Below are 17,493 nucleotides of genomic sequence, written 5' to 3' on the forward strand. Positions count from 1 at the left end.
ATAATGAAAATTAAATCAGCATCTAATCTTATCTTTTTACTACTATTATGCTTCATTTTTAATAGTTGTACTGAGCCCTATATATTAGAAACAAACACTTACGAAGAAGCGTTAGTAGTAGAAGCAACAATAACCAATGAACTCAAAAAACAGGAAATAACATTAACCAAAACTTCCCGATTCGAAGACAAAGAGACTCAAATAGAATCTGGTGCCGATGTTTTTATTACTGACAATGCCGGAACTCGTTATGACTTCGAGGAAGAATCCGGAAAATACATTTCTACAAAGGAGTTCCAAGCTATTCCAGGAAAAGAATATCGATTAACTATTAATACTAAAGATGGTCGATCTTTTGTGTCTTCAACCGAAACACTTACTCCCGTAAACGTTATGCAGGATGTAAAAGCAGCAGTAGAAACAAAAGACAGTTTAAGGGGTGTTGCTATTAGAGTAACTAGTTTTGACCCAACGAACGAAGCTAAATATTATAGATACGAATACGAAGAAACCTATAAAATTATAGCTCCGAAATGGGTTGCAACTAAAGCTATTCTTGACGACAATTCAAACATATTACTTGTACCCAATCCAGTAGACACAAAAGTTTGTTATAGCACAAAAAAAAATACTGCCTTAATTTTAACAAATACATCTCAACAAACTGACAGTCATTTGAATTATCGTGTGCGTTTTATCAGTGATCAAAATTACATCATTACCCACCGATATAGTATTTTGGTTAAGCAATATGTAGAAAACCTAGCTGCTTACACCTATTATGAAACCTTAAAAAAAATATCTGAATCAGGAAGCCTGTTAAGTCCTAGACAACCTGGTTACTTATACGGAAATCTAAGATCTACAAATAATCCCACCGAAAAGATAATTGGTTATTTTGATGTTGCCTCTGTTTCAACGAAAAGAATCTATTTCAACTATGAAGACTTGTTCCCTGGAGAATTTGCGCCGCCCTATTACACTAATTGCGATGAATTTTGCTACAGACCCGGTTTAGAACCTTATCCATGCAGAACTTTTGACGGTTTTATACAAGACCTGGGTTTAAATAAAATAGCTTATCAAAGTGCTAATGTCCCATCAAGCGTATATAATATGGTTAATATACCCTGTGGAGATTGCACTTCTTTTTCATCAAACATAAAACCGACATTTTGGGTAGATTAATTACATATTTATTTTTAAATTCTAAAAGCAAACAAATAGCTTCAGATTTTACAATTACCTCCAAAAAAAAGCGTGAACAAATGACTATGTATTATAATAAAATAATCTTCTTGCTACTAATCTGTTTCATTATAAACAGTTGCACCGAGCCGTATATATTAGAAACCAATACCTACGAAGAAGCCTTAGTAGTTGAAGCAACAATAACCAATGAACTCAAAAAACAAGAAATAACATTAACAAAAACTTCCCGATTTGAAGACAAAGAAACTCAAATCGAAAAAGGCGCCGATGTTTTTATCACTGATAATACTGGAACTCAGTATGATTTTGAAGAAGAATCCGGAAAATACATTTCTAGAACTGAATTCCAAGCTATTCCAGGAAAAGAATATCGATTAACTATTAATACTAAAGATGGTCGATCTTTTGTGTCTTCAACCGAAACACTTACTCCCGTAAACGTTATGCAGGATGTAAAAGCAGCAGTAGAAACAAAAGACAGTTTAAGGGGTGTTGCTATTAGAGTAACTAGTTTTGACCCAACGAACGAAGCTAAATATTATAGATACGAATACGAAGAAACCTATAAAATTGTAGCTCCAAGTTGGAATTTAAATAAAGCAATTGTAGTTCCTGCAAATCCAAACAACCCTCGAGCAGAACCAACTTATGCATTGATTCGTAATTCTCCTGACACTAGAGTTTGTTATAACACAAAAAAATCAACTGAAGTTTTATTGACAAGTACAGCTGAATTAAACGATAATCACGTCAATTTTAGCGTGAGATTCATCAGCAATCAGAATTACATTATCACAGAGCGCTATAGTATTTTGGTGAGACAATATATAGAAAACTTAGCTTCCTATTCCTATTACAGCACTTTAAAGAAACTGGCTGGATCAGGAAGTTTATTATCCCCGAATCAGCCAGGTTTTTTATATGGAAATTTAAGATCCGTAAATAATCCTAGCGATAAAATAATTGGCTATTTTGATGTAACTTCGGTATCAACAAAAAGAATTTATTTTAATTACATCGATTTATTTCCGGGTGAAGTTCCACCACCTTATTATACGGATTGCACCCCATTTTGTTATGGAGAACAGCCCTGCACACATATGGGAGGATTGATAGACGACATCGGATTAGGCAAAGTAACCTATGCCGGAAGTCCCAATTGGGTTAATGCTCCTTGCGGTGACTGTACAACATTTGCATCTAACGTTAAACCTCCATTTTGGGAAGATTAAAACAAACAAATTAAAAACAAATGACTTTTCATAATCAAAATAAAAACCAAAAAAGCCCTTCATCAATAACGTGTAAAAAAACACCTATTATGTTAAATGGGTTTGTCTTTTTATTGCTATCATGCTTTCTATTAAACGGATGTACTGAACCGTATATATTGGAAACCAACACTTATGAAGAAGCATTGGTCGTGGAAGCAACAATTACCAATGAACTCAAAAAACAAGAAATAACACTAACAAAAACGGCTCGATTTGAAGACAAAGAGATTCAAATAGAAAAGGGTGCCAAAGTTTTTATTACAGATAATACCGGAATTCAATATGACTTTAAAGAAGAATCAGGAAAATACATTTCTACAACTGAATTTCAAGCCGTTTCAGGCAAAGAATATCGATTAAACATTAAAACAAGCGATGGCAGATCTTTTGAATCTTCAACCGAAACACTTACTCCCATAAATCCAATGCAGGAGGTTAAAGCAGCAGTGGAAACAAAAGACAGTATAAGAGGCGTTGGTATTAGAGTAAACAGTTTTGATCCAACGAACACTGCCAAATATTACCGCTACGAATATGAAGAAACCTATAAAATAATAGCTCCAAAATGGGTACCAAGCAAATCAATTGCAACCAGTGAAATAACAATCGGAATTATCCCAAACCCAACGAACACCCGAATTTGTTATAGTACAAAAAAGAATACCGAGCTACTTTTAACAAATACCAACAATCTAAATGAAGCCCGACTTAACTTTTTAGTACGTTTTATTAGTAATCAAAATTATATTATTACTCATCGATATAGTATTTTGGTTAAACAATATGTTGAGAGTTTAGCCTCCTTTACGTATTACACTACTTTAAAAAAATTATCCGGTTCCGGAAGTATTTTATATCCTACCCAACCTGGATTTATAAATGGCAATATCAAAGCTGTAAATAATGAAAATGACAAAATACTTGGTTATTTTGATGTCGCTTCCGTTTCTACCAAAAGAATCTATTTTAATTATGAAGATTTATTTCCGGGAGAATTTCCACCGCCATATTATACCAATTGTGATCAAGACGTATATCCTCTTTGTTTTGGCCCCTTTCCTTGCAGGGGTGCAGATTTAATACAAGACATTAATTTAAATAGACTGGCGTATCAATTTCATGAAGGTATAGATTATCGCATGGTTCATATTGAGTGTGGAGATTGCACCTCTTTTTCATCAAACATAAAACCCCTTTTTTGGGAAGATTAAAATACATCTAATAAAATCATATATTTTGAAAAATTTAAAATACACCCTGCTCCTAGTTTTAACTATGGTTAACAAGCAACCGGCAATTGCCCAGCAAATCAGTTCATCCAATGAAAAACAAAATTTCTACAGCGATGAAACTGTGTTTCTCAGCACAAATGCAACAACATTTGTTACTGGAGAGACCCTTTATTACAAGCTTAACTGCCTGAAGTTATCCAACAAAACACCCAGTAATGTTAGTAAAATAGCTTATGTGGAACTTGTGGATAGTGACAAAAAAACGGTTTTCAAAAACAAAATTTATCTTGAAAACACTAAGGGTCAGGGTGATTATTTTGTACCTACCACTATTAAAACGGGTAATTACAAACTCCTTGGCTATACCAACTGGATGTTGAACCAAACTGTTGCGCCTTTTTTTCAAATTGATATTGTTATTATCAATCCATTTCAAACAGCTGAAAATCAAACTGCAGCAAGCAATGCCACCCCCAACACAGCTATAGGAGATACTCCAATACTGCCAGTTCAACAAACACAAAGTGTGACAACGAATGATTACTTAAAACTCAATTTAAACAAAAAAGCATTCGCAAATAGAGAACAAGTAAACATTAATGTTGCAACCCTAAATGAAATAGCCAAAAACGGAAATTATTCTGTCTCTGTTAGAAGACTAGAAGATTTGCCTTCAACGAAACAAACCTCTGCTGAAGAATTTTCAAAAATTGTTTCAAAAATAGAACCAATAAATAAAGGCAATAAAATTACTTTGCCTGAATTAAGAGGCGAAATGATTACTGGAAAAATTACTTCGAAAAACAATCCAAACGATATCCAAAATATAAATATTGGGCTATCTATTCCTGGAAAAACATTTGCTTTCAAAGTAGTGAAAACCGACAAAAATGGCAACTTTGTTTTCAATCTTGACAAACCCTACTACAACTCAGCGGTAAACATACAGGTTATCGATGACAAACGTTCGAATTATACCCTCGTATTAGACACACCTTCAACAATTGATTATTCAAAACTCAACTTCCAACCCAGCATAAACTTGACGCCTGCTCTTTCAGAAACGTTACTTAATCGATCAATAGCCAGTCAAATTGAAAATGCTTATTACAGCAATAAAACAGATAGTATTTTAAAAGCAAAATCAATACCCGCTTTTTACGAGCCAGTTGCCAAGGAATATGTTCTTGATGACTACACACGATTTCCAACGCTTAAAGAGACTGCTGTTGAAATTGTAAAAGAAATGTATTATGAGCAAAAAGATAAAAAATACACTTTACACTTAAGAGACGTTAGTATCTATACTCAATCTCCAGAACCAGCATTAGTACTTATTGATGGATTACTTTTACAGGACACCAATGAACTTTTTGAATATAACATGAAAAATGTATCCAAAATAAGTGTGATCCCTGGATTATATTACCTTGGTCCAAAAGCCTTCAATGGTCTCATCAGTTTTACAACAAAAACTCAGGATTTTGTCAGTAAACAATCCGGTTCCTATATCCTTGATGCATCAGTTTTAAGACCATCGATAAAAAAAGAGTATTACACACCAGACTATACAGACAAGGCTAAAAATGAAAGAATTCCAGATTATCGCTATCAATTGTTATGGCTTCCTCAACTTACATTAGCCAGCACTGAAAACCCTATATCCTTTTACACCTCAGATGTGACCGGAACATTCGAAATTTCGCTGGAAGGTTTTACAGACCAAGGGATTCCAGTCTCATTAAAAGACACTTTTGAAGTACAATAACATATTTAAAACCCCAATTCATGAATTTGATTTGGGGTTTTTACTTTATTAGGGCGTGACCCTAAAGCAAGAAATCCAGCAATAAAAACAGCATCCAAATCACACTTTCTAACACCTAAAGCTTAGTCTTTTTTGCGGTATTCTTTGCTTTCTTTGAGGTTAAATTTTTGAGCCTCTTTTTATAAAATCTGTGATAATCTCTTCCATCGGTACCCCATCCACATCTAGCAAATCAAAGTTGTTTCAAGCAATTTAAGGCAAATAATTCAAGGATAATTTAAAAAAATAATAAAATCATTACATATTATTCAAAGAAAAAAAATATCTTTAACGTGAAAATTATTAGCTTTTAACCACTTAAAAAAAAGACTATGTGTGATTCTACAAAAGAACTTTCTTTTACCCCTTACCCAACCATCCAAACTACCAAAATCAACACGGAAGTATTCACTTTCAAAAGCCCCGAAACTGTTACTTATCCCGTAGCTCCATTAGTGTCTGCAAAATTCTACACCCCAAAGGGAGGCCCATTGACACTAAAAGTGAGAGCCACACTATACATGAACTCCGAAATTCCAGACGCTCCTGTTGTAGAACCACCAGTTGAAAAAGACGGCGTTTTGACCATCAATTACGATTATGATTTTTCTATGGAAACCCCAGAAACTTGCGATGTGTGGTACGTAGAACTAGACTACACGTCTCCTACAGTGAAAAATATTACTACTATCATGTCCTATATGGTAAACTTAGATCCGGAAACTTCTAGAGGGACAGAAACACATGTTCCTTAAAATGAATAAAAGTTTTTTTTACATTATCTTATTAATCCCTTTTTTTCTTTTTTCACAAACCGAAGAGATAAATTTATTTGAAAAAAAAATACTTCAACAAAAAGTAATTGAATTCAAGGGAGAAATCAACTTTGTTAAAGCTCACTCTTTTTATTTAAAAAAAGAGTGGGATTCTACTTTAGTATATTCAATGAAGCAGTTAAGCAAAGGCAATATTAAAAACCTGTCAGATTATTGTCATTATTTCAGAGGAACAAGTTTCTTTAATAAAAAACTTTATAAAGAAGCACAAAAAGAATTTCTTTTAATTTCTAAAACTTTTGATCTTTTACCTATAAAAAATTTAACCCTTGGAGCTACCTTATTAGAATTAAGAGAATTTAAAAAAGCACTAACTTATTACATACAATCAGAAAAACAGTTTATTAAATTAAACAAAACAAGTTATCTAGCAGATGTATATAACGGAATTGGTACTACATATATTTTTTTAAAACAGTACAATGAAGCTGAGTTTTTTCTATTTAAAAATTTAAATCTAAATCTAAAAACACACAATAAAGTTAAAATTTGCACCTCATACATTAATCTTGCAAATTTATATTATGAGCAGTATAAAGACAATTTAGCTATTTTTTACTTTAAAAAATCGTATGATTTGTCAAAAAAAATAAATGATTTTGACATAAAAAGAAAGACTTCTAAAAACATGGCTGTTGTGGAAGAAAACAGAAGTAATTTCAAAGAAGCTTTAGCTTACAGAAAAGAATCAGAGCAATGGAAAGATTCTCTCAACAACCAAAGCAAAGTCTGGGCACTCGCTGACTACGAAAAAAAATATGCGGTAGCTCAAAAACAAAAACAAATCTCAGTACTTAAGGTAGAGAACAAACTAAAAGACACCCAGCGTAATGGTTTGTTTTATTCTGTACTAGCTTTATTATTACTTTTAATAGGAGGTGTTTATGTATATGCCCAAAAGGTAAAAAACAGCAAAATAATTCTCACTCAAAAAAACAAGTTAGACGAGCTAAATGCGACCAAGGATCAGCTGTTCTCCATCGTGAGTCATGATTTGCGGTCTTCGGTGAATGCCTTAAAAACCAGTAACACCAAATTAACCGCTTCGCTGGAAACCAAAAACTACAGCGAGCTAGATCAGCTTCTGCATCAAAATAGTGCTATTGCAAACAGCGCCTACAGTTTGTTGGACAACTTGCTTCATTGGGCATTGTTGCAAACCAAACAATTGTATTTTCATAAAGATTCGGTGCATTTGTATTCCATCGTGCAACAAATAGAATACAACTACAAACCTTTACTACTTGACAAAGCCATTACTTTTGAGAATGCTGTTTCCAAAAATAGTTTTATCTTCGTAGACCTTGACTCACTAAAAATTGTATTGCGCAACCTGCTTGACAACGCCATTAAATTCTCCCAAGAGAATGGTGAAATCAAGATTTATACAGTTGAAACAAATACCGATTTTTGTCAACTTGTGATTCAGGACAACGGTTTAGGGATGAGCCAAGACACCATAAATGAATTGCTTGAAGACAATGAGTTATTGGCCAAGAAAAGCAATTCGGAGATTATAGGCACAGGGCTCGGTTTGCAATTATCCAAACAAATGATCAAGAAAAACAGAGGAATGCTAGCCATAGAAAGCGAATCCAACAAAGGAACTAAGATTATATTGACGCTCCCAAAAACAGAACAAAATGGATAACATCAATGTGCTTATTATAGAAGACACCCCGGAGCAAAGTGACGCACTGAGTAAAGTCTTACTAGCCAATAAATACAATATTGTAGGCGTTGCCAGAAGCTATACTGATGCACTTACTTTATTCTATCAGAACCCAGTGGATATTATTGTTATCGATGTTTTTCTTGACGGTAAACCAGATGGAATCACCTTTGCCGAGACCATTAACATTGTGCCAAACTCATCCAAACCTTTTGTATTTTTGACCAGCTCACAAGACCGTCAGATTTTTGAAAGAGCCAAACTTACCAAGCCTTTCAGTTTTCTAATGAAGCCTTTCAATGAATTGGAAATTCTTTACGCCTTGGAAATGGCAGTCGAAAAATTCTACGAACAAACCAATGTATTTTTAAGTGAAGATCAGGATACTGTAATCAGTAATGATTATCTGTTCATCAAAAAGAAAAATGCACTGAAAAAAGTGTCTCTCCAAGACATTCTTTACATCGAAGTGGAGGAACGTTATTGCAACATTATTACCGAGAAAGAAAAATTTGTAATCCTGATTTCATTAACCAAAATCAGCGGACTTCTCGACAAAGACAAATTCGTCAAAACGCACAGAAACTATATTGTCAACACCGACAAAATAGAAGAAATCATCTTGGCCGACAATCTTGTCATCCTCAAAGGAAACCACAAAATAAATCTTAGCGACACCTATAAAGATTTCATAAAGAAAATGAATATTATATCGTAATACCCCTCTATTGAATACCTCAAATGTTCCCTCCCGAATGTTTGTTTTTTTTATCCAAATAGTAGGCATTTTTTCCAAAAATTGAATATGCTGGCTCTTTAGCCCTGATGGAAGCGGCATCCCGCGCTTTTTCTGCGCGGAATATAGCGGACAGCAGGAACGATGCTTACTGATAAAGCCTGTTCTTTCGCTCCTTAAAACCTTTTAGAATTAATTGTTCCGGATTTATAATCTTCTTGGATTATTTCTGAACCTGGATTTACATATTCAACCTCCCCTTTCATGACAGTAAAAAACGCATTCATGACATTTCTTTTAAAAAAAGGTGATTTGCTATTTACTTTTACTCTACCAAAAAATTAAAAAACAGAATTACCATGAGACTAGAACTTAACAACCAAACAAATATGCAATTCAAAACTATTTTTAACAAAATCAATCCTTGGATTGGACTTATAGCGTCATTATGCCTTATTATTCCGAGTTTGTATGACATCCTAGACGAACCTTTTTTGCTCACATCTGACCACTTGATTTTAGCTGCTGGCGTGTTTTTTATGATTTTATTTTTAAAACAAATCTTTGATAGAATTATCAATTTAGAAGGAATGGAATAAAACCCACGAAGATAAAGAATAGCCTATGCCATTAGCCCTATTTCTTGTATTAACTAATTTTAACTAATCCTCCAATTAACAATTAAATTAGTTAGATTTACCTGTCTCAATATTTTTTGGGGCAGGTATTTTTATTTAATTGAAAAAAAATAATCCAACTATTGTAACTTTTTTGAAACCCCATACGTATAATCACTTGTACACTTAAAAAAATTGAGGAGACAGAAACATGAGACAACTTAAAATCACCAAGCAGGTTACCAATCGTGAAACCGCTTCATTAGACAAATATTTACAAGAAATTGGAAAAGTTGACCTTATTACCGCTGACGAAGAGGTAGAATTAGCTCAAAGAATTAAAGCCGGGGATCAAAGAGCCCTTGAGAAATTAACAAAAGCCAATTTACGTTTCGTAGTTTCGGTAGCCAAACAATACCAAAATCAAGGTCTTACCCTTCCCGATTTAATCAATGAAGGAAATCTTGGATTGATAAAAGCAGCACAACGTTTTGACGAAACTCGTGGATTTAAATTCATTTCATACGCTGTATGGTGGATTCGTCAATCGATACTTCAAGCTTTAGCCGAACAATCTCGTATCGTTCGTTTACCATTAAACAAAATTGGTTCTATCAATAAAATCAACAAAATGTACGCCTTATTAGAGCAATCTAATGAGCGTCCACCATCTGCTGAAGAAATTGCAAAAGAACTGGACATGACCGTAAATGACGTAAAAGAGTCTATGAAAAACTCTGGTCGTCACTTATCTATGGATGCTCCTCTTGTAGAAGGAGAAGATTCGAACCTTTATGACGTATTGCGTTCTGGTGAATCTCCAAATCCGGACAGAGAGCTAATTCACGAATCATTACGTACCGAAATCGAGCGTTCACTTGAAACATTAACTCCTAGAGAGGCCGATGTAGTGCGTTTGTACTTTGGTCTTGGTGACCAACACCCAATGACATTGGAAGAAATTGGAGAAACTTTTGATCTTACTCGCGAACGTGTTCGTCAAATAAAGGAAAAAGCAATCCGTAGATTGAAACATACTTCAAGAAGTAAAATTTTGAAAACGTATTTAGGTTAATATAAAATACCCCCAAATTAAAATTTTTAAAAAAGTAATTTTAACTATTTTAATAGAACGTGAACAACAGTCTGATTAACTGTTCGTTTTTTGATTGATGATTGAAACTCCGGCTGATTACCGGAGTTTTATTTTTATCAATAAAACCGCGGTCTGTTCGAACTTCGTTCTCGGGTTTTGCTTCGTACTATTCGCCTTTTTGGGCTCGGGTCCGGAGTTTTATTTTTTTAGGCTAATTCAATTTTAGAGCCAACATCCTTTCTTTAAAATTATTTGGGCGTAACCCTTCGTAAAAACTTCGGGTCGGGCTTTCTGTTGCAATCTTTTTATTTTAAAAAAAATAAAAAGGATTTCCACTTCAATCCCTTACGCAAAACCGAGATACCCCCAAATAAAAAAACTTTCGCCATTGCTTTAAAAAAACTACTTTTGCAAAAAATACACAACTGTAAAGATGTACTGTGGTACGTCTCAACATAACAACTACACAATGAAAAACACAATTATTGCTCCCTCAGTTTTGGCTGCAGATTTTGCCAATTTGCAACGAGATATAGAAATGATCAACAACAGTCAAGCCGACTGGTTTCACATTGACATCATGGATGGCGTTTTTGTTCCGAATATCTCTTTTGGAATGCCAGTTCTTGAAGCTATCACAAGACACACTAAAAAAACAGTTGACGTACATTTGATGATTGTCAACCCAGACCAATACATTAAAACATTCAAAGATCTTGGTGCCGATATCTTGACTGTACATTATGAAGCCTGCACTCACCTGCACAGAACCCTTCAAGCCATCAAAGCGCAAGGGATGAAAGCTGGTGTGGCATTAAATCCGCACACGAGTGTTGATTTATTGGAAGATGTAATCAATGACATTGATATGGTTTGCATCATGAGCGTGAATCCTGGTTTTGGCGGACAGTCTTTTATTGAAAACACTTATCTTAAAGTGAAAAAGCTAAAAGATTTGATTACCAGAAAAGGAGCCTCAACTCTAATAGAGATTGACGGTGGCGTTACCAATAAAAACGCTTTACAGTTGGTTGAAGCTGGAGCGGATGTACTAGTTGCAGGGAGCTTTGTATTTAAAGCCGAAGATCCTATTCAAACCGTAGCCGATTTAAAACAATTGACAACAGTATAAAAATTCAAAAGTCCCAATACTCACAAGAGACATTGGGACTTTCTTCTTTAGTAAACACTTATCACTTGTACTGATCAATTAAATACTTTATCAAATCGGTTGTGGTTACTATCCCAACCAACAAATGGTCTTCACAAACCGGCAAGGCATGAAATTCTTTACTCGCCAATATTTCAGCAGCTTCCTTAATGGTAGTATCAGGCGTAATGGTAATTAATTTTTTGGCCATAACCTGTTCGACGGTAAACATATTATAAACGGTTGTATCCACAACCTCTTCATCATCATCTATTGCGTCTGCAAAAGAAATACGCAATAAATCGGTATAACTTAGCATTCCAATTATGGTTGAACCATTCACTACAGGAATGTGCCTAATTTTATAATGTTTAAAGAGAGATTCGGCCTTTGTTAAATCATCTGAAATAGTCAGTTTAATTATATTTTTGGTCATAATTGTCGACACGGGAACTTGCTGTCTCATAACACCCTAATTTTAAATTGTAAGTAAATTTAAAACAGAAAATCAATCCAAAATATGATGTTTATCAGTTGTTAATCAAAACTATTTTTAGATATTAATATTTCATATTCAGCATCAAACCCACTTTCGTATACAAATCCGGAAAACGCATTTTAAACTCCAAAGGCGTTTCAAAATAATTCTCTAAGATCACAGCCAGAAATTCATACTGGTTGGTAAATGCATAAACCCTGAAATAATTGGATTGCATCAATTGTTCCCTCAATACAGCTTCACTTACTTCTTCATTAATAATAGTATACATCCTAGAAAAAAGCATAGCACTACTATCATTACTTTGCAATCCATGATAATGCAAAACGTGGACAAATTCATGAATCCCAAGATTTAAATTATCAGAAGATATATCAAATCCCTTTTGAAAATCTTCCCAAGAGAAAACAACCGTTTTTGTATTGGGATTAAACTCCCCCTTATGGTATTGTTTGGTAATCCTAGAATAATAGATTGACGGATATATGATTATTTTATCAAAGACCTCGGAAAGATATTCTCGCATACCAAAAGACAGCATAGTAAATGTGGCGGCAACATGAACTTTTATATCTTCGGTGATAGCAAAATTTTCACGACTGACAAATTCGTATCTACCCAAAAAACAAGCTATTCTATGCTCGAAATACACTTTCTTTTTATCCGATAAACTAATATAAAACGGGAATTGTGTGTTTAAAAAATGGAGAGCATTAGAACTAATTTTCTTTGGGAAAAGGCAAAAATGAACAAAAAGAGGTTTTCCAAATACAAAACCAAAACCGTATTCAAAAAGCCTAAAAAGGACGACTAGAAAAGCAATTAAAACAAAAAAAGTAAGACTAAAAGTAAAAACTACTAGTATAATGTTATCCATAAACAGATTTGGAAGCTTGGGTTAGGTTTAAATATAAATAAAAAAAAGCAAAATCATAAAATTCATTTACGATTTTGCTTTTGTTGTGTGACCGCGGAGGGGTTCGAACCCCCAACCCTCAGAGCCGAAATCTGATATTCTATCCAGTTGAACTACGCGGTCAATTGATTTTAGATTGTTGATTAACGAGTTTAGATTTAAAATCGTTAATCAACCGCCTATTTTATTTTAAGTCAATAATTTCTTTACAATAGTAGAAATGGTTTTTCCTTCAGCAGTCCCACCCAATTGAGCTGCTGCCAATCCCATTACTTTACCCATCGAAGCAATTCCTGCTGCGCCAGTCTCTGCAATGATTTTTGCAACAACAGCTTCCACTTCTGCTTCGCTTAATTGAGCTGGCAAGAATTTTTCGATTACTACGATTTGCGCCAATTCTGGTTCTGCCAAGTCCATACGATTTTGTTCTGTAAATATTCTGGCGCTTTCTTTACGGGTTTTAACTAATCTTTGAAGTAATTTAATCTCGTCATCAGCCGATATTTCTTCTTTTGAACCAGATGCAGTCTGCGCCAATAAAAGTTCCGATTTTATAGCTCTTAAAGCCTCTAACGCTACTGTATCTTTGGCTCGCATGGCGGTTTTGATTTCGTCCATGATTTGAATTGATAAACTCATATTCTGTATATTTTAGATTTTAGATTGTTGAATTTAGATTTAAGATTCAAACTGCAAACTGAAGTCTGCAAACTGAATACTTAAAAAACTGCCCCAGATGGAAATGAAAAGCCTTTTTGAAAGAAACTATACTTTTTCTTGAACCAGAAAAACGAATGAATCCCGATAACTATCAGGACTCTCTTGTTCTTAGAAAAAAAATAGTTACGACAAAAAACTTGTAATGTACAGCTGGATAAGGCCCGACAAATTTAGAAAATTTAACTCGCATTAACAACTTCTTATCTGATGCTTTATACTCAAAAAATAGCCCGAAAATATCATTTAATTTTCGGGCTATCTCAAAATGGTTTGAGTTAGTTAATCTACATTGTCATGTAAATAAGAGTTGTTGGAACGCAACTGCAAATCATTATTACTATCTGTTCCAACTGATATTCTTGATGTAGAATTATTAGTTTGTGAACTGCTTAGATCGATACCAAATCTTTTGTAGGCTGGCTCTCTTTCTAGTTCATCCACTCTTGATACATTATCATGGAACTTATAATTGAAGTCTTTAAGTTTTTTTCTTCTTTCCTCAGCCCTGAATCTAAGCGTTTCTTCGATTGTCATCTCAACTGGAGAATTATTTCCCAGAACAGGCGTCTCTGCTATTGGCTCAGACACTTGCTTCATAGTGATATTCAATTCGGCTGGTATTATTTCCTCAATTTTGGCGACAGGTTTGCTTTCTATCAAGTCATTCTCTGTTTCCATGTATTCTTCAAGCGAGTATTTTATGATACCGTTATCCGACAATTCGGTTACAGGAACAAACTGAACAGGTTCTACTACTTTAATATCTCTTGTTTCATTTGTCAATTCAAACAAAAAATTATTTGACTCAACTTTTGCTTGAACAGGTTCTGGTTTGCTTAATGGCAAATCGAATGAAAAAGCAGTTTGATCTTGTTTTTCTTCAAAACGTATTGGTTCTGACCTTACTTGCGCAACTTGCGCAGCAACAGGATTTGTAACGACAAAATCGATCTCTTTCATAGGAGAAACAATTTCGAATGTTACATCTAAATTTTTAATAAATTCTGTCATCCCAATTAATTCATCTTCATTGATTGAAGCAATTATCGGAGATTCAACTACAGACTCAGGCGTTACAACATCTTCAATTAAGTCGAAAACGATTCTTTCTTCTGTATTATTAGAAATAGAAGCTTCACTATTTAAATTGAAACCTGAAACAGTATTTTTTGTTAAATCAAAAACACTTTTTTGTTCCTCTCCAAGTGTGTGTATTATTTTTTTAGGCTCAACATTTACGATTTCGTTTTGTTGTTCCACATTAAAACCTGTAGCGATAATGGTTACTGCAATAGCATCACCAAGACTTTCGTCTTCACCAACCCCCATAATAATATTGGCATTAGAACCTGCTTCGTATTGAATATGCTCATTGATTTCGGCAATTTCATCGATAGTAATTTCATTGGTTCCAGAAACGATAAGCAACAATACGTTTTTGGCTCCTGTGATTTTATTATCGTTTAAAAGTGGAGAATCTAATGCAGCAACAATTCCTTCCTTAGCTCTATTTTCACCAGATGAAACAGAAGATCCCATAATAGCCGTCCCGCTATTATACAATACTGTTTTGGCATCACGTAAATCGATATTTTGAGTATAGTGATGTGTTATTACTTCGGCAATTCCTCTAGAGGCAGTTGCCAAAACTTCATCCGCTTTTGAAAACCCGGCTTTAAAACCAAGATTTCCATATACTTCTCTTAATTTATTGTTATTGATAACGATCAAAGAATCGACTTGCTTGCGCAATTTTTCGATACCAATAAGCGCTTGTTCTTGACGCACTTTACCTTCAAACAAGAATGGCAAAGTTACTATTCCTACTGTAAGTATGTCTCTTTCTTTGGCTAGTTGAGCGATAACTGGCGCAGCTCCTGTTCCAGTTCCACCACCCATTCCGGCAGTGATAAATACCATTTTGGTATTGACATCCAACATTTTTTCAATGTCAGCAATGCTTTCTATAGCTGATTGGTGTCCAATATCTGGATTTGCTCCAGCGCCTAATCCTTCAGTCAAATTCATCCCTAACTGAATTTTATTAGGCACGGCACTATTGTCCAATGCTTGAGAATCGGTATTACAGACGATGAAATCCACGCCTTTAATTCCTTGTTTAAACATGTGGTTTATAGCGTTACTTCCGCCGCCACCTACTCCAATTACTTTGATTACATTTGATTGATTTTTTGGCAAATCAAATGAAATACTTCCAAATTCTGTGTTGCTTGGCATCATATGGGGTTTTAATTTTTTATTAACTTTATCTTTTACTACTCTAGGCTTGGGGCAAAAAGGAGGGCTGATAATTTATTCTATTTTATTATTATTCTGCGTTGTCCAAAAAATCTTTAATCTTGTCCACATATTTATCAAAAAACGATCTTCTTATTTTGTTCTCAGTAGATTCCTCTCTAATAGGATCTACTTGAAGGACTCTTTCAGGTTGTACATAAACCTCTTCTTTAATTTCTACTTTCTCTTCAACTATAGGCTCTCTATAATAAGTTACTTTTTCAGCAGTGACGGTAGCTTGCATTTTCACCGCACTTTGTGTCTTGTTTTCAATACTGTTCATCACCAGTCCAACAGCTGTTGCATATAACGGACTTGAGATTTCTTCGTCTGAGTTTCCAGCTAGATGTTCGTTTGGATAACCAATTCTAGTATCCATTCCGGTAATGTATTCTACCAATTGTTTGATATGCTTCAATTGTGCACCACCACCTGTAAGAACGATTCCAGCAATCAATTTTTTACGAGGGTCTTCATGTCCATAAGCTCTTACTTCTGTGAAAACTTGTTCAATGATTTCGACAACTCTGGCATTAATTATTTTCGAAAGGTTTTTTAACGAAATCTCTTTAGGTTCTCTTCCTCTTAATCCCGGAATAGAAACAATCTCATTGTCTTTATTTTCTCCTGGCCAAGCTGAACCAAATTTCACTTTCAACAATTCGGCTTGTTTTTCTATAATCGAACAACCTTCTTTAATATCATCAGTAATTACATTTCCTCCAAATGGTATCACAGCAGTATGGCGAATAATTCCATCTTTGAAAATAGCCAAATCAGTTGTTCCTCCTCCTATATCGATAAGGGCAACTCCAGCTTCTTTTTCTTCCTGGCTCAAAACTGCATCGGAAGAAGCTAACGGTTCCAATGTCAATCCTGACAATTCGATACCTGAACTTTGAATACATCTACCAACGTTTCTGATAGAAGAAGCCTGTCCTACTACAACATGGAAACTACTTTCCAGCCTTCCACCATACATTCCGATTGGTTCCTTAACATCCGATTGCCCATCAATTTTAAATTCTTGAGGCAATACATGAATAATCTCTTCTCCTGGCAACATGGCCAATTTATGAACCTGATTAATCAATAAATCAATATCACTTCCACCTATAACTTCCTCAGGATTGCTTCTGCTGATGTAATCACTATGTTGAATGCTTCTGATATGCTGACCTGCAATACCTACTACAACATCTTTTATTTTATATCCTGAATTATTTTCCGCTTCAAGTATTGCTTGTTGAATAGATTGAATAGTTTGCGTGATATTATTCACAACGCCTCTTGCTACACCCAAACTTTTAGATTTACCTACACCTAAAATTTCAAGCTTACCATATTCATTCTTTTTGCCTATCATGGCAACAATTTTCGTCGTCCCAATATCTAGACCTACTGCAATGTTCTCTTTTTCCATTTTCT

The 17,493-nt window shown here is 34.4% G+C and carries 15 protein-coding genes and 1 tRNA gene; 10 read left to right on the forward strand and 6 right to left on the reverse strand.

What is annotated here, in order from left to right; genetic code table 11:
* The first annotated feature begins 3 nt into the window (after positions 1 to 3).
* The 10 genes from C8C85_RS04715 (at position 4) to rpe (ending at position 11,614) form a co-directional block, all read left to right on the forward strand.
* On the forward strand, positions 4 to 1,188 hold the full coding sequence (locus tag C8C85_RS04715; protein ID WP_116796047.1) for a DUF4249 domain-containing protein: 1,185 nt from the start codon (positions 4 to 6) through the stop codon (positions 1,186 to 1,188).
* Positions 1,189 to 1,298: 110 nt separating this feature from the next.
* Complete coding sequence (locus tag C8C85_RS04720) at positions 1,299 to 2,444, forward strand: DUF4249 domain-containing protein (protein ID WP_243412046.1); 1,146 nt, start codon at positions 1,299 to 1,301, stop codon at positions 2,442 to 2,444.
* 20 nt (positions 2,445 to 2,464) lie between these two features.
* Complete coding sequence (locus tag C8C85_RS04725; RefSeq protein WP_243412047.1) at positions 2,465 to 3,697, forward strand: DUF4249 domain-containing protein; 1,233 nt, start codon at positions 2,465 to 2,467, stop codon at positions 3,695 to 3,697.
* Between the two features lie 25 nt (positions 3,698 to 3,722).
* Positions 3,723 to 5,486, forward strand: a complete 1,764-nt coding sequence (locus C8C85_RS04730; protein ID WP_116796048.1) for a hypothetical protein — start codon at positions 3,723 to 3,725, stop codon at positions 5,484 to 5,486.
* 371 nt (positions 5,487 to 5,857) lie between these two features.
* Positions 5,858 to 6,280: a hypothetical protein gene (locus C8C85_RS04735; protein ID WP_116796049.1), complete on the forward strand. Its 423-nt coding sequence runs from the start codon at positions 5,858 to 5,860 to the stop codon at positions 6,278 to 6,280.
* A 1-nt stretch (position 6,281) separates the two neighbouring features.
* Positions 6,282 to 8,012 (forward strand): tetratricopeptide repeat-containing sensor histidine kinase, encoded by a 1,731-nt coding sequence (locus C8C85_RS04740; RefSeq protein ID WP_243412048.1) that lies wholly within the window; start codon positions 6,282 to 6,284, stop codon positions 8,010 to 8,012.
* Positions 8,005 to 8,751 carry a LytR/AlgR family response regulator transcription factor gene (locus tag C8C85_RS04745; protein WP_116796050.1) on the forward strand — a complete coding sequence of 249 codons (747 nt, stop codon included), beginning with the start codon at positions 8,005 to 8,007 and terminating at the stop codon, positions 8,749 to 8,751. Before C8C85_RS04740 ends, C8C85_RS04745 begins: the two co-directional genes overlap by 8 nt.
* 377 nt (positions 8,752 to 9,128) lie before the next feature.
* Positions 9,129 to 9,368, forward strand: a complete 240-nt coding sequence (locus tag C8C85_RS04750; protein ID WP_116796051.1) for a hypothetical protein — start codon at positions 9,129 to 9,131, stop codon at positions 9,366 to 9,368.
* Positions 9,369 to 9,597: 229 nt separating this feature from the next.
* Positions 9,598 to 10,461, forward strand: coding sequence for an RNA polymerase sigma factor RpoD/SigA (locus tag C8C85_RS04755; RefSeq protein WP_007804760.1), 864 nt, complete (start codon positions 9,598 to 9,600; stop codon positions 10,459 to 10,461).
* A 490-nt stretch (positions 10,462 to 10,951) separates the two neighbouring features.
* Complete coding sequence (rpe, locus tag C8C85_RS04760; protein WP_116798373.1) at positions 10,952 to 11,614, forward strand: ribulose-phosphate 3-epimerase; 663 nt, start codon at positions 10,952 to 10,954, stop codon at positions 11,612 to 11,614.
* A gap of 61 nt (positions 11,615 to 11,675) precedes the next feature.
* On the opposite strand, the gene C8C85_RS04765 is transcribed toward rpe, so the two are convergent.
* The 6 genes from C8C85_RS04765 to ftsA all read right to left on the reverse strand — a co-directional run bounded on the left by C8C85_RS04765 (position 11,676) and on the right by ftsA (position 17,488).
* Complete coding sequence (locus C8C85_RS04765; protein ID WP_116796052.1) at positions 11,676 to 12,098, reverse strand: CBS domain-containing protein; 423 nt, start codon at positions 12,096 to 12,098, stop codon at positions 11,676 to 11,678.
* 94 nt (positions 12,099 to 12,192) lie between these two features.
* Positions 12,193 to 13,008, reverse strand: a complete 816-nt coding sequence (locus C8C85_RS04770; RefSeq protein ID WP_116796053.1) for a zinc-dependent peptidase — start codon at positions 13,006 to 13,008, stop codon at positions 12,193 to 12,195.
* Between the two features lie 88 nt (positions 13,009 to 13,096).
* Positions 13,097 to 13,170: transfer RNA gene (locus C8C85_RS04775), tRNA-Arg, on the reverse strand.
* Positions 13,171 to 13,236: 66 nt separating this feature from the next.
* Positions 13,237 to 13,686 (reverse strand): GatB/YqeY domain-containing protein, encoded by a 450-nt coding sequence (locus C8C85_RS04780; RefSeq protein ID WP_116796054.1) that lies wholly within the window; start codon positions 13,684 to 13,686, stop codon positions 13,237 to 13,239.
* 360 nt (positions 13,687 to 14,046) lie between these two features.
* On the reverse strand, positions 14,047 to 16,005 hold the full coding sequence (gene ftsZ, locus C8C85_RS04785) for a cell division protein FtsZ (RefSeq protein ID WP_116798374.1): 1,959 nt from the start codon (positions 16,003 to 16,005) through the stop codon (positions 14,047 to 14,049).
* A gap of 91 nt (positions 16,006 to 16,096) precedes the next feature.
* Positions 16,097 to 17,488, reverse strand: a complete 1,392-nt coding sequence (gene ftsA / locus C8C85_RS04790; RefSeq protein ID WP_116796055.1) for a cell division protein FtsA — start codon at positions 17,486 to 17,488, stop codon at positions 16,097 to 16,099.
* Between the last annotated feature and the right edge of the window lie 5 nt (positions 17,489 to 17,493).

The organism is Flavobacterium sp. 103 (genome assembly GCF_003096795.1).
Classification (GTDB): domain Bacteria; phylum Bacteroidota; class Bacteroidia; order Flavobacteriales; family Flavobacteriaceae; genus Flavobacterium.

Bases quoted from the DNA above. Each gene is read 5' to 3' on its own strand.
- C8C85_RS04770 (WP_116796053.1), bottom strand. From the start codon at position 13,008: ATGGATAACATTATACTAGTAGTTTTTACTTTTAGTCTTACTTTTTTT.
- C8C85_RS04715 (WP_116796047.1), top strand. From the start codon at position 4: ATGAAAATTAAATCAGCATCTAATCTTATCTTTTTACTACTATTATGC.
- C8C85_RS04745 (WP_116796050.1), top strand. From the start codon at position 8,005: ATGGATAACATCAATGTGCTTATTATAGAAGACACCCCGGAGCAAAGT.
- C8C85_RS04750 (WP_116796051.1), top strand. From the start codon at position 9,129: ATGAGACTAGAACTTAACAACCAAACAAATATGCAATTCAAAACTATT.
- C8C85_RS04765 (WP_116796052.1), bottom strand. From the start codon at position 12,098: ATGAGACAGCAAGTTCCCGTGTCGACAATTATGACCAAAAATATAATT.
- ftsZ (WP_116798374.1), bottom strand. From the start codon at position 16,005: ATGCCAAGCAACACAGAATTTGGAAGTATTTCATTTGATTTGCCAAAA.
- C8C85_RS04780 (WP_116796054.1), bottom strand. From the start codon at position 13,686: ATGAGTTTATCAATTCAAATCATGGACGAAATCAAAACCGCCATGCGA.
- ftsA (WP_116796055.1), bottom strand. From the start codon at position 17,488: ATGGAAAAAGAGAACATTGCAGTAGGTCTAGATATTGGGACGACGAAA.
- C8C85_RS04725 (WP_243412047.1), top strand. From the start codon at position 2,465: ATGACTTTTCATAATCAAAATAAAAACCAAAAAAGCCCTTCATCAATA.
- C8C85_RS04755 (WP_007804760.1), top strand. From the start codon at position 9,598: ATGAGACAACTTAAAATCACCAAGCAGGTTACCAATCGTGAAACCGCT.
- C8C85_RS04735 (WP_116796049.1), top strand. From the start codon at position 5,858: ATGTGTGATTCTACAAAAGAACTTTCTTTTACCCCTTACCCAACCATC.
- rpe (WP_116798373.1), top strand. From the start codon at position 10,952: ATGAAAAACACAATTATTGCTCCCTCAGTTTTGGCTGCAGATTTTGCC.
- C8C85_RS04740 (WP_243412048.1), top strand. From the start codon at position 6,282: ATGAATAAAAGTTTTTTTTACATTATCTTATTAATCCCTTTTTTTCTT.